Source organism: Agrobacterium sp. MA01, from assembly GCF_009650195.1.
In the GTDB taxonomy this organism is placed as follows: Bacteria; Pseudomonadota; Alphaproteobacteria; order Rhizobiales; family Rhizobiaceae; genus Allorhizobium.
The window spans coordinates 3380765-3393862 of the sequence record NZ_CP045854.1; the positions used below are offsets into that span (position 1 = coordinate 3380765).

Here is a 13098-nt window from a genome sequence, read left to right on the forward strand (position 1 = left end):
TTGTTCTTCAGGGAGACCTGTCTCTGATGGTGTTGATGATCGACGAAAAATCTTCGCCGCCATGCCCGAGCTGGTCGAAGAGCTCGTAAAGCTCAGTCGCATGCGCGCCGAGAGCCGTAGCCGCACCGGTCGATTTTGCCGCTTCCTGCGACAACCGCATGTCCTTGAGCATCAGGGCGGCGGCAAAGCCCGGCTTGTAGTCCCGGTTTGCCGGCGATGTCGGAACGGGACCCGGAACCGGGCAGTTGGTGCTAATCGCCCAGCACTGGCCCGATGATGTCGAGGCCACGTCGAACAGGGCCTGATGCGAGAGCCCGAGCTTTTCACCGAGTACGAAGGCCTCACAGACCCCCGCCATGGTGATCCCGAGGATCATGTTGTTGCAGATCTTGGCAGCCTGGCCGGCACCGGCCGAACCGCAATGGACGACCCGTCGTCCCATGGCTTCAAGCACAGGGCGGCCCCGGTTCAAAGCATCCGCCTCCCCACCGACCATGAAGGTCAGCGTGCCGGCACTTGCCCCGGCCGTTCCGCCGGAGACCGGCGCATCGAGCGACAGGCAGCCGGCCTCGTTGGCAAGCGCATGGCATTTGCGGGCGCTGTCCACATCGATCGTCGAGCAGTCGATCATCAGCGTCCCCTGATCGACTGCCCCGACGAGCTCGCTCCAGACCGACAGGACATGATGACCGGCAGGCAGCATGGTAATGACGATCGAGGCGCCGGTCAGGGTTTCCGCCGCCGTATCACAGAGCGTGATGCCGCTTGCTGTCGCGGCGAGCTTCGCTGTTTCAGAAAGATCGAAGCCTCGGACCGGATACCCCGCCTTGACGAGATTGGCAGCCATCGGCCCACCCATATTGCCAAGACCAATGAAGGCTATCGTCTCAAGCATAGCATTTCCTCCCTGTTTTCACGTCCGTCCCCGAGCGCTCCCAATGTGGCATCCTACAGGTTTCGCGCAATCACCATGCGCTGAACGTCGCTGGTCCCTTCGTAGATCTGGCAGATGCGCGCATCCCGGTAGATCCGCTCAACCGGATAATCCCGCATATAGCCATAGCCACCGTGGATCTGGATCGCATCCGAGCAGACGCGCTCGACCATCTCGGACGCGAAGAGTTTGGCCATCGAGGCTTGCGAAATGCAGGGAATGCCGGCCTCGCGCAGCGAAGCTGCATGCCAGACGAGCTGTCGTGCGGCCTCGATCTGTGTCGCCATATCGGCGAGGCGGAAGGCAACCGCCTGATGCTCGGCGATTGCTTTGCCGAAAGCCTTTCGCTCACCTGCATAATCGCGCGCCGCCTCGAAGGCCGCCTGCGCCATGCCGACCGATTGGGCCGCAATCCCGATGCGCCCTCCCTCCAGATTGGAAAGCGCAATACGATAACCTTCCCCTTCCTCGCCGAGCCTGTTCTCGACGGGAATCTTCATCCCGTTAAAGGCAATCTGGCAGGTGTCTGACGCGTTGAGACCGAGCTTCTCCTCGACGCGCACGACCTCGTAGCCCGGTGTATCCGTCGGCACGATAAAGGCCGTGATCCCGTTCTTGGCCGCACTGGGATCAGTCACGGCAAACACGATGATGACATGACCATTCTTGCCCGAGGTGATGAACTGCTTGGCACCGTCGATGATGTAATGATCACCCTCGCGCCGTGCGCGGGTTTTGAGGTTGGAGGCATCCGATCCGGCCTGTGGCTCGGTCAGGGCAAAGCCGCCGATCCATTCTCCCGAAGCCAGTTTCGGCAGGAAGCGCTGCCGCTGCTCTTCCGTGCCGAACTTCAGGATCGGCACACACCCCACCGAGCTGTGGACGCTCATGATCGTCGAGCAGGCGCCGTCGCCCGCGGCAATTTCCTCGACCGCGATCGCATAGGCGAGCACACCGGTGTCCGAGCCCCCATAGGCTTCCGGCACAAGCATGCCAAGCAGCCCAAGCTCACCCATTTCGGTCAGTTCCTCGCGTGGGAAACGGTGTTGCCGGTCGCGTTCGGCGGCACCTGGGGCAAGCCGCTCCCGGGCAAAGCTGCGCGTCATCTCGAGGATCTGCTGTTGAAGCTCTGAAAGAACCATCCCGTCTTCCTCCAATCACGCCCGCTCGATGGCAATCGCCGTGGCTTCGCCACCGCCAATGCAGAGAGCCGCCATGCCGCGTTTCAGATCGTACCGTTCGAGTGCGGCGATCAGCGTCACCAGGATCCGCGCGCCCGAGGCGCCGATCGGATGGCCCAGCGCGCAGGCACCGCCATGAATATTGACCTTGTCATGCGGCAGATCGAGGTCGCGCATCGCGGCCATGGCGACGACCGCAAAGGCTTCGTTGATTTCGAACAGATCGACCTCAGATAGCGGCAGGCCGATGCGATCGGAGAGCTTCTGCAGGGCACCGATCGGCGCGGTGGCAAACAGGCCAGGCGCCTGCGAATGCGTGGCGTGCCCGAGGATCGTGGCAAGCGGGACAAGACCGCGCCGCTCCGCTTCCGAGCGGCGCATCAGGACGAGTGCAGCCGCACCATCGGAAATCGAGCTGGAATTGGCAGCCGTCACCGTACCGCCATCGCGGAAGGCGGGCTTCAGCGTCGGGATCTTCTCCGGCTTTGCCTTGCCCGGCTGCTCGTCGCGGCTGATCTCCTGTTCCGCCTTGCCGGCCTTGACGTTAACCGGCACGACTTCGCGCTCGAAGCTGCCATCGGCGATAGCCTTTGTTGCCCGCGTGAGCGAGGCGATGGCATAGGCGTCCTGCGCCTCACGGGTAAACTGGTAGGCCTCGGCGCAATCTTCCGCGAAGGTGCCCATCAGCCGGCCCTTGTCATAGGCATCCTCAAGGCCATCGAGAAACATGTGATCGAGCACACGCCCATGTCCAAGCCGGTAGCCGGCGCGGGCGCGGTCAAGCAGATAGGGCGCATTGGTCATGCTCTCCATGCCGCCGGCAACCGCGACAGAGGCGCTCCCGGCGACGAGCAAGTCATGGGCGAGCATGGCGGCCTTCATGCCCGAACCGCACATCTTGTTGACGGTCGTAGCCCCCGCCGAGAAAGGCAGACCGGCACCGATCGCGGCCTGTCTTGCAGGCGCCTGGCCCTGGCCTGCCGGCAGGACACAGCCGAACAGGATCTCTTCGACGGCCTCGGCTGGAAGCCCGCTGCGGTCGAGCGCCGCCCGGATGGCGGCAGCGCCTAGCGCGGCTGCGGTCATCTCCATCAGCTCGCCCTGAAAGCCCCCGATCGGGGTTCGGGCAGAACCGACAATGACGATCGGATCCTGAACTCCCATCTCTTCTCCTTCAGCAGCGATCAGCGCGCGCCCATGCGGATGGCTCCATCGAGGCGGATGACCTCCCCGTTGAGCATCGTGTTTTCAATGATATGGCGGGCGAGGGCTGCGAATTCGACCGGCCTGCCGAGGCGGGGCGGAAAGGGCACGCTGGACGCGAGACCTTCGCGCACCTGCTCCGGCATGCCCGCCATCATCGGCGTTTCGAACACACCCGGCGCAATCGCCATGACGCGAATGCCGAACCGTGCGAGTTCACGGGCGATCGGCAGGGTCATGGCGGCGATCCCGCCTTTGGACGCTGCGTAGGCGGCCTGGCCGACCTGGCCGTCAAAGGCGGCCACGGAAGCAGTATTGATGATGACGCCACGTTCACCCTCCGCATCGGGTTCGTTCGTCTGGATCGCGGCAGCGGCGAGCCGGACCATGTTGAAGGTGCCGACAAGGTTGATCCCGATCGTGCGTTCGAAGCTCTCCAGCCCATGCGGCCCGTCGCGGCCGACAACCTTCTCCGCAGGCGCCACACCGGCGCAATTGATCAATCCCCGCACATTGCCGAAAGCTTTCGTCGCAGCCTCGATTGCCGCAGCGCCATCCTGCGCACGCGTCACGTCTGTTTCAAGAAAAGCAACGTTGTCGCCGATCTCCCGCGCAAGCGATGGCCCCCGATCGCGATCACGATCGGCAATCAAGACACGACCGCCCGCCTCGCTGATCATGCGCACCGTCGCCGCGCCAAGTCCGGAGCAACCGCCGGTCACGATGAAACAGCCATTCTCGATGCGCATCGACCCTCCTCCCCTTCAGTCCTCGCCTGAAGCTGCCGATGGCGCAAACTCTACTGCGTTTCACAGTTGCAACCGATGACGAAATTGATCCATTCTTGAGGCCACTTTTGCCACTGACGCACTTGAGGTCGAACGACGACCATGGCTGAGACCGAACGACATATGATCTCGACGGGTTTCGTCGAGGAGGCACTCGACAGCCTCAGACGCGCAGGCAGGCCCACAGAGCCGCTTCTGTCCCGGCTCGGTCTTCCGCCTGTCGTCGACCAACCGGTTTCGACCCAGACTTTCGGGCGCCTCTGGCTCGCAATTGCCGAGGAGCTGAATGACGAGTGTTTCGGTCTCGGCGAACGAACGATGCCACGCGGCAGCTTCACGCTCCTGTGCCATTGCGTGCTGCATGCGCCAACGCTGGAGCGAGCCCTGCGGCGGGCCTTGCGTTTTCTGAATGTCGTCCTGGGGGAACCGACAGGTCGGCTTGAGGTTCGCGACGGCACCGCAGTGATCGAGCTTTGCGAAACAGGAAAACCCCGCTCCGCCTTCGCCTATCGCAGCTACTGGATCATCCTGCATGGATTGACCTGCTGGCTGGTGGGAAGACGCATTCCGATCCGCCTTGTGGATTTTCGCTGCAGCGAACCGAAACTGAGTGCCGAACACCGGCTTTTCTTCGGCGCTCCCATTCGCTTCTCGCAACCGGTGAGCCGCCTCGGCTTCGATTCCTCCATGCTGGCCTTGCCGATCGCGCGCAACGAGCAGGCATTGCGGCAATTCCTTCGGGGAGCGCCGGCCAATATCCTGATCCGCTATCGCTATGACGCCGGCACGGCTGCCGCCGTCAGGCGCCGACTGAACCAGAAGGGGCCTGCGGATTGGGGCAGCTTTTCAGATCTGGCCCGCGATATGCGCATGTCATCTTCGACGCTGCGCCACCGCCTGCATGACGAAGGACAAAGCTATGCCAGCATCAAGGACGACATTCGCCGTGATTTTGCCAGGGACATGCTGATGAACACCCATGATACCGTTAGCGATATTGCCGCCCGCCTGGGGTATTCGGAACCGAGCGCCTTCTATCGGGCCTTCAAGAAATGGATGGGTGTGAGCCCCGAGGCTTTCCGCAAGAGTTCCAGATCTATTTAGACGCCAGAAGCCGGCATCTGCTGTCCCATAAGACATATGGCAAAACTGGCCAAAGAATTGGATGCAGTTTTGTCATGGCTTGCCACAAGCAAGACGCTTACCATTCACTTCGATTGATCTGCTCCTGGGGAGAGGAGCAGGTTTCACGGGAGGAGACTGATGGTGCAACCTGCGCATCTGAGCCTGCATGTCCCCGAACCTGCCGTTCGGCCGGGCGGCCAGCCCGATTTTTCCAACGTCAAGATTGCCAAGGCCGGATCGGTGCCGAGGCCTCCGGTCGATGCGGCGGCCGAAGATATCCGTGACCTGGCCTATTCGATCATCCGGGTTTTGAACCGCGATGGCGAGGCCGTCGGCCCTTGGGCAGGCCTGCTGACGGACGACGAATTGCGAACCGGCCTGCGCCATATGATGACGCTCCGAGCCTTCGACGCCCGGATGCTGATGGCACAGCGGCAGGGCAAGACCTCCTTCTACATGCAGCATCTGGGTGAGGAAGCCGTCAGCTGCGCCTTTCGCAAGGCGCTCAAAAAAGGCGATATGAACTTCCCGACCTATCGGCAGGCCGGACTTCTGATCGCCGACGACTATCCCATGGTCGAGATGATGAACCAGATCTTCTCGAACGAGGCCGATCCCCTGCGCGGGCGACAGTTGCCGATCATGTACTCCTCCAAGGAACATGGCTTCTTCACCATTTCCGGCAATCTCGCCACCCAGTATGTCCAGGCTGTCGGCTGGGCCATGGCATCGGCGATCAAGAACGACAGCCGCATTGCCGCCGCCTGGATCGGCGACGGTTCGACAGCCGAGTCGGATTTTCATTCGGCTCTGGTTTTCGCCTCGACCTACCGGGCGCCCGTGGTCCTCAATGTCGTCAACAATCAGTGGGCGATCTCCACCTTTCAGGGCATTGCCCGCGGCGGTTCGGGCACCTTTGCCGCCCGTGGGCTGGGCTTTGGCATTCCGGCGCTCAGGGTCGATGGGAACGACTATCTGGCTGTCTATGCGGTCGCATGCTGGGCCGCCGAGAGGGCCAGGCGTAATCTTGGCCCGACGCTTGTCGAATACGTAACATATCGGGTCGGCGCGCATTCCACATCCGACGATCCGGGCGCTTACCGCCCGAAAACGGAATCCGAAACCTGGCCTCTCGGGGATCCGGTGCTGCGGCTGAAGAAACACCTGATCAACAGAGGCGCATGGTCGGAGGAACGGCATGTGCAGGCCGAAGCCGAGATCATGGACGAGGTGATCACGGCCCAGCGCAAGGCCGAGGAAAACGGCACGCTGCATGCCGGCGGCAAACCTTCGGTGCGGGACATCTTCGAAGGTGTCTATGCCGAAATGCCCCCGCACCTGCGCCGCCAGCGTCAGAAGGCAGGATACTGACATGGCCAGAATGACGATGATCGAAGCGGTCCGCAGCGCCATGGACGTGTCCATGGAGCGCGACGACGACGTGGTCGTGTTTGGCGAGGACGTCGGTTATTTCGGCGGCGTGTTCCGCTGCACCCAAGGTCTGCAGGCAAAATATGGAAAGACCCGCTGCTTCGACACGCCGATCAACGAATCCGGCATCGTGGGAGCTGCGATCGGCATGGCGGCCTATGGCCTGAAGCCCTGCGTCGAGATCCAGTTCGCAGACTACATGTATCCCGCCTATGATCAGCTGACCCAGGAGGCGGCCCGCATCCGCTATCGGTCGAATGGCGACTTTACCTGCCCGATCGTGGTGCGCATGCCAACCGGCGGCGGCATTTTCGGCGGACAGACCCACAGCCAGAGCCCGGAAGCCCTGTTCACCCATGTCTGCGGCCTGAAAGTGGTTGTCCCGTCCAATCCCTATGACGCCAAGGGCCTGCTGACCGCTGCGATTGCGGATCCGGATCCGGTCATCTTTCTGGAGCCCAAGCGCCTCTATAACGGCCCCTTCGACGGCCATCACGACCGGCCCGTGACGCCCTGGTCCCGCCATGAACTGGGCGAGGTGCCGGAAGGCTATTACACGATCCCGATCGGCAAGGCGGACATCCGCCGCGAGGGTTCCGCCGTTACCGTAATCACCTACGGGACCATGGTGCATGTGGCGCTGGCCGCAGCTGAGGAGACCGGCATCGACGCCGAAGTGATCGACCTTCGCAGCCTGATGCCGCTCGATCTCGACACGATCGTCAAGTCGGTCACCAAAACGGGCCGATGCGTCGTGGTGCATGAGGCGACACTGACCTCCGGTTTCGGCGGCGAAATCGTGTCGCTGGTGCAGGAGCATTGCTTCTACCATCTGGAAGCGCCGGTCATGCGCGTGGCCGGTTGGGACACGCCCTATCCGCATGCGCAGGAATGGGACTATTTCCCGGGACCTGCGCGGGTCGGCCGCGCGCTCATCGACGTCATGGAGGCCTGAGCCATGGGCGAATTCACGATCAAGATGCCCGATGTCGGCGAAGGCGTGGCCGAGGCTGAGCTTGTCGAATGGATGGTGAAGATCGGTGATCCCGTGCGCGAGGACATGATGGTCGCCGCCGTGATGACCGACAAGGCGACCGTGGAGATCCCCACACCCGTCAGTGGCACAGTGGTCTGGCTTGGCGGCGAAGTGGGAGACACGATCGCGGTCAAGGCGCCCCTCATCCGGATCGCAACGGATGGTGCAGGCGAGGAGCCGGCGACACCGGAGACGGTGGACGCGACACCCGAGCCCCCGCCGGTCACAAGCGGCGAAGCGCCGCACACGCCAACGAAGTCCGCGCCGCCTGCAGCGCCCGCCGCTGCCGCTGCCCCCGCTCGGCAACCCTCACCCGAATTCGACAAACCACTCGCAGCACCCTCGGTCCGCTTGCTGGCCCGCGAGAACGGCATCGACCTGCGCCTGTTGCGCGGATCGGGTCCGGCAGGACGCATTCTGCGCGAAGATGTGGAACAGTTTCTTGCCCGCGGCCCGGATCCTGCACCAGCGGTATCAGGCTTTGCCAAGAAGACCACGCGGGAGGAGATCAAACTGACCGGCCTTCGGCGCCGGATCGCCGAGAAGATGGTCGTCTCCACCTCGCGCATTCCCCACATCACCTATGTGGAGGAAGTGGACGTCACAGCGCTTGAAGAACTGCGCGCCAAGATGAATGCCGAACGCCGGCCTGACCAGCCAAAGCTCACGCTCCTGCCCTTCCTGATGCGCGCCATGGTCAAGGCGGTCGTCGAGCAACCTGATGTCAACGCCACCTTCGACGACGATGCCGGCGTGCTCACCCGTTTCGGCGCGGTGCATATCGGCATCGCCACCCAGACCGCCGCCGGTCTTGCCGTGCCGGTGGTCAAACATGCCGAGGCGCGGGGCATATGGGATTGCGCAAGCGAGATGAACCGGCTTGCAGAAGCCACCCGCGCCGGCACGGCGACGCGGGACGAGCTGACCGGCTCGACCATCACCATCACCTCGCTCGGAGCACTTGGCGGCATTGTCTCGACCCCTGTGATCAACCACCCAGAAGTCGCCATCGTGGGCGTCAACAAGATCGCCATACGCCCCATCTGGGACGGCACGCAGTTTGTGCCGCGCAAGATGATGAACCTGTCTTCCAGCTTCGATCACCGCATCGTCGATGGCTGGAATGCTGCGACCTTCGTCCAGCGCCTGCGGGTGCTGATGGAGACCCCGGCGCTGATCTTTATAGAGGGCTGAGCCATGAAAGAGATTTTTTGCAAGCTCCTCGTCATCGGCGCCGGTCCAGGTGGCTATGTCTGCGCCATCAAGGCAGGACAGCTCGGCATCGATACCGTCATCGTTGAAGAGGGCCGTCCTGGCGGCACCTGCCTGACGATCGGCTGTATCCCGTCCAAGGCGCTGATCCATGCCGCAGAGACCTTCGACAAGGCGCGGGCGCTGTCCGCCGGCGAGAACGCGCTTGGCATCCGCGTCGAAGGCGCTTCCATCGATCTGTCCAAGACCATGGCCTGGAAGGACGCCATCGTCGGCCGGCTGACCGGTGGCGTCTCCGGCCTCCTGCAGAAGGCGCGGGTCAAGATCGTTCACGGCCGCGCCCGTTTTCGGGACGGCAAGACGGTGGAGGTGGAAACCGAGACCGGCCTGCAGGTCATCCGCGCAGAAACCATTGTGATCGCGACCGGCTCCGATCCCGTCGAGCTCCCGGCCCTTCCTTTCGGCGGCAAGGTCATTTCCTCCACCGAGGCGCTGTCACTGACCGAACTGCCCAAAAAGCTCGTCGTCGTGGGCGGCGGCTATATCGGACTGGAACTCGGAACCGCCTTCGCCCGCATGGGATCTGAAGTCACCGTGGTCGAGGCGACATCGCAGATCCTGCCGCTCTACGATGCCGATCTGGTCAAGCCGGTTCTGCGCAGGCTTGGCGAACGCGGCATCAAGGTGCTGACGGACGCAAGGGCCGTGGGGCTATCCGACACGGGCGAGGCGCTGGTCGTCGAGACCGCCGAGGGACGGCGCGAACTGCCGGCAGACCGCATTCTCGTCGCCGTCGGACGGCGGCCGCGCACCACGGGCTCAGGCCTCGAAGAACTCGATCTCGACCGGATCGGCTCGTACCTGCAGGTCGATGACCGCTGCCACACATCCATGCGCGGGGTCTATGCGATCGGCGACGTGACCGGCGAGCCGATGCTGGCGCATCGGGCCATGGCGCAGGGCGAAATGGTCGCCGAGATCGTCGCCGGCCGCAAGCGCGCCTGGGACAAGCGCTGCATCCCCGCCATCTGCTTCACCGACCCTGAAATCGTCAGCGCCGGCCTCTTGCCGGAGGAAGCCCGCAGCCATGGCTTCGATGTGAAAATCGGCCAGTTCCCTTTCACAGCGAATGGACGGGCGATGACGGTGGAGGATGAAGACGGCTTCGTTCGTGTCGTGGCGCGCGCTGATAGCCACGCCGTGCTGGGTCTGCAGGCCGTCGGGGCGGGTGTCTCCGAATTTGCCTCGACCTTTGCGATCGCCATCGAAATGGGTGCTCGGCTGGAGGACATAGCCGCCACCATCCATGCCCATCCCACACGCGGCGAAGCCCTGCAGGAAGCAGCACTCAAGGCGCTGGGACACGCACTGCACATATGACCGGCCTTCCGGTTCGCATGATCTAAAATCGCAGAGGAAGCCCCATGACCGAATTGGACTTCAGGCTTGGCGAAACAGCGGAGATGATCCGCGACACGACCGCGCGCTTTGCCCGTGAGCGTATCGCCCCGATCGCTGCCGAGATTGACGCACGCGATCGTTTTCCCGTCGAGCTCTGGCCGGCCATGGGCGCGCTCGGCCTGCATGGCATGACTGTTGCAGAAGCGGACGGCGGCCTTGGCCTTGGCTATCTCGACCATGTCGTTGCCTGCGAGGAAATCAGTCGCGCTTCGGCCTCAGTGGGCCTGTCCTATGGCGCACATTCCAATCTCTGCATCAACCAGATCGCACGCTGGGGTTCGGATGAGCAGAAAGCGAAGTATCTGCCCGGCCTGATATCCGGCGACCATGTCGGCAGTCTCGCCATGTCCGAAGCCGGCGCCGGATCCGACGTTGTCTCCATGCGGCTGCGCGCCGACAGAGTCGAGGGCGGCTTCCGCCTGAACGGCACCAAATTTTGGATCACCAATGCCCCCTATGCCCAAACGCTCGTGGTCTATGCGAAGACTGAGCCGCAGGCTGGATCGAAAGGCATCACGGCCTTTCTCATCGAAAAGGATTTCCCCGGCTTCTCGATCGGCCAGAAGATCGACAAGGTCGGTATGCGTGGTTCTCCCACGGCGGAACTTGTTTTCCAGGACTGCTTTGTCCCACATGAAAACATCATGGGTCCGCTGAACGGCGGGGTGAAGGTGCTGATGTCCGGCCTCGACTACGAGCGGGTCGTGCTTTCGGGAATCCAGCTCGGCATCATGCAGGCCTGCCTCGACGTCGTCCTGCCCTATGTCAGGGAGCGCCGGCAGTTTGGCCGACCGATCGGAAGCTTCCAGCTGATGCAGGCCAAGATCGCCGACATGGTCGTGGCGCTGAACTCCGCCCGCGCCTATGTCTATGCCGTGGCGCGTGCCTGCGATGCCGGCCAGACAACGCGCCAGGATGCGGCCGGCGCAATCCTCTATGCGTCTGAGAACGCGGTGAAAGTGGCCGAACAGGCGATCCAGGCCCTGGGTGGTGCGGGTTACACCAAAGACTGGCCCGTTGAGCGCTACTGGCGTGACGCAAAGCTTCTCGATATCGGCGCAGGCACCAACGAGGTACGCCGCATGCTGATCGGCCGCGAGGTCATCGGTGCAGAGGGGATGAGCTGATGCCGATACTCTCGACCATGCTCGACCGCGACAGCGAAGGCTTCAAGGCCAATGCGGCCCGCAACGCCGCGCTTGCCGAAGAACTGCGGTCGAAGGTGGCCACCGCCGCATTGGGCGGGGCTGAAAGCCATCGCCAACGTCATGTCGCGCGTGGCAAGCTTCTGCCCCGCGACCGCGTGTTGCGGCTCCTCGACCCCGGCTCCCCTTTCCTGGAGATCGGGCAACTGGCGGCCGGCGGCATGTATGGTGACGAGGCGCCGGGCGCGGGCATGATCACGGGTATCGGCCGTGTCTCGGGTCGCGAATGCATGATCATTGCCCATGACCCGACGGTAAAGGGCGGCGCCTATTTCCCAATGACGGTCAAGAAGCATCTGAGAGCACAGGAGATTGCCTCGGAAAACCGCCTGCCCTGCATCTATCTGGTGGATTCCGGCGGCGCCAACCTGCCGCATCAGGCCGAGGTCTTCCCCGATCGCGATCATTTTGGCCGGATCTTCTACAATCAGGCGCAGATGTCTGCCGCCGGCATTCCGCAAATCGCCTGCGTCATGGGAAGCTGTACGGCGGGCGGCGCCTATGTCCCGGCCATGTCCGACGAGACGGTGATCGTCCGCAACCAGGGCACCATCTTTCTCGCCGGCCCACCTCTGGTCAAGGCCGCAACCGGCGAGGTGATCTCGGCCGAAGATCTGGGTGGTGCTGATGTCCACGCCCGCAAGTCCGGCCTTGTCGACCATGTCGCCGAAAACGACGAACACGCGCTACTGATCGTGCGCGACATCGTTGCGACACTGAACCGACCGAAGACGGTGGACATTGAGCTGGACAAACCGCGCCCTCCCCTGTTCGACCCGAGTGAGCTCTACGGCGTGGTCCCGCAGGACCTGCGCACACCCTATGACGTGCGCGAGGTGATCGCCCGTCTCGTCGATGGTTCCGAACTGCAGGAGTTCAAGCCGCTTTACGGAACCACGCTTGTCTGCGGTTTCGCCCGTCTCTGGGGCATGCCCATCGCCATCCTCGCCAACAATGGCGTCCTGTTTTCCGAAAGTGCCCTGAAGGGCGCCCACTTCATCGAACTCGCCTGCCAGAGGCGCATTCCGCTGCTCTTCCTGCAGAACATTTCCGGCTTCATGGTCGGCGGGAAATACGAGGCGGAAGGCATCGCCAAACACGGCGCCAAGCTGGTGACCGCAGTCGCGGGCGCACAGGTGCCGAAAGTCACTGTGCTGATCGGCGGCAGTTTCGGGGCCGGCAATTACGGCATGTGCGGCCGCGCCTTTCAGCCACGCTTCCTGTTTTCCTGGCCCAATGCGCGCATTTCGGTGATGGGAGGCGAGCAGGCCGCCTCTGTCCTGGCGACCGTCCATCGCGACGCCGAAGGCTGGACGGCGGAGGAGGCCGAGGCCTTCAAGGCGCCGATCCGCCAGAAATACGAGGACGAAGGCAACCCCTATTACGCGACGGCCCGGATGTGGGATGACGGCATCATCGACCCCGCCCAGACCCGCGACGTGCTTGGCCTCGCCCTTTCCGCAACGCTGAACGCCCCGATCCCAGAACGGGCGCAGTTCGGCATTTTCCGGATGTGAGGCGA

The 13098-nt window shown here is 63.1% G+C and carries 11 protein-coding genes; 7 read left to right on the forward strand and 4 right to left on the reverse strand.

The genetic code is table 11. The annotated features are described in order from the left end of the window. Positions 1-7 precede the first annotated feature (7 nt). From mmsB to GH983_RS16350, 4 genes are read right to left on the reverse strand one after another with little or no spacing between them, the layout of a single operon-like run. Positions 8-895: a 3-hydroxyisobutyrate dehydrogenase gene (gene mmsB, locus GH983_RS16335; RefSeq protein ID WP_069043172.1), complete on the reverse strand. Its 888-nt coding sequence runs from the start codon at positions 893-895 to the stop codon at positions 8-10. A gap of 53 nt (positions 896-948) precedes the next feature. Further along, positions 949-2076: an acyl-CoA dehydrogenase family protein gene (locus GH983_RS16340; protein WP_069043171.1), complete on the reverse strand. Its 1128-nt coding sequence runs from the start codon at positions 2074-2076 to the stop codon at positions 949-951. Between the two features lie 15 nt (positions 2077-2091). Then, entirely contained in the window at positions 2092-3279 is a 1188-nt protein-coding gene (locus GH983_RS16345; RefSeq protein WP_054147733.1) for an acetyl-CoA C-acyltransferase, read from the reverse strand. A gap of 20 nt (positions 3280-3299) precedes the next feature. Then, positions 3300-4067: a 3-hydroxyacyl-CoA dehydrogenase gene (locus tag GH983_RS16350; protein ID WP_054147732.1), complete on the reverse strand. Its 768-nt coding sequence runs from the start codon at positions 4065-4067 to the stop codon at positions 3300-3302. A 141-nt stretch (positions 4068-4208) separates the two neighbouring features. Between GH983_RS16350 and GH983_RS16355 the strand changes: the two genes are divergently transcribed. From GH983_RS16355 to GH983_RS16385, 7 genes are all read left to right on the forward strand, one after another. Next, positions 4209-5210 (forward strand): AraC family transcriptional regulator, encoded by a 1002-nt coding sequence (locus GH983_RS16355; RefSeq protein WP_153762948.1) that lies wholly within the window; start codon positions 4209-4211, stop codon positions 5208-5210. A gap of 159 nt (positions 5211-5369) precedes the next feature. Continuing rightward, positions 5370-6602, forward strand: coding sequence for a 3-methyl-2-oxobutanoate dehydrogenase (2-methylpropanoyl-transferring) subunit alpha (locus GH983_RS16360; protein WP_153762949.1), 1233 nt, complete (start codon positions 5370-5372; stop codon positions 6600-6602). 1 nt (position 6603) lies between these two features. Beyond that, positions 6604-7617 carry an alpha-ketoacid dehydrogenase subunit beta gene (locus GH983_RS16365; RefSeq protein ID WP_054147729.1) on the forward strand — a complete coding sequence of 338 codons (1014 nt, stop codon included), beginning with the start codon at positions 6604-6606 and terminating at the stop codon, positions 7615-7617. A gap of 3 nt (positions 7618-7620) precedes the next feature. After that, complete coding sequence (locus GH983_RS16370) at positions 7621-8892, forward strand: dihydrolipoamide acetyltransferase family protein (protein WP_153762950.1); 1272 nt, start codon at positions 7621-7623, stop codon at positions 8890-8892. Positions 8893-8895: 3 nt separating this feature from the next. Beyond that, entirely contained in the window at positions 8896-10290 is a 1395-nt protein-coding gene (lpdA, locus tag GH983_RS16375) for a dihydrolipoyl dehydrogenase (protein ID WP_153762951.1), read from the forward strand. Positions 10291-10334: 44 nt separating this feature from the next. After that, on the forward strand, positions 10335-11498 hold the full coding sequence (locus tag GH983_RS16380; protein ID WP_153762952.1) for an isovaleryl-CoA dehydrogenase: 1164 nt from the start codon (positions 10335-10337) through the stop codon (positions 11496-11498). Continuing rightward, positions 11498-13093, forward strand: a complete 1596-nt coding sequence (locus GH983_RS16385; protein WP_153762953.1) for a carboxyl transferase domain-containing protein — start codon at positions 11498-11500, stop codon at positions 13091-13093. The genes GH983_RS16380 and GH983_RS16385 overlap by 1 nt, the downstream gene beginning before the upstream one ends. The last annotated feature ends 5 nt before the right edge of the window (positions 13094-13098 follow it).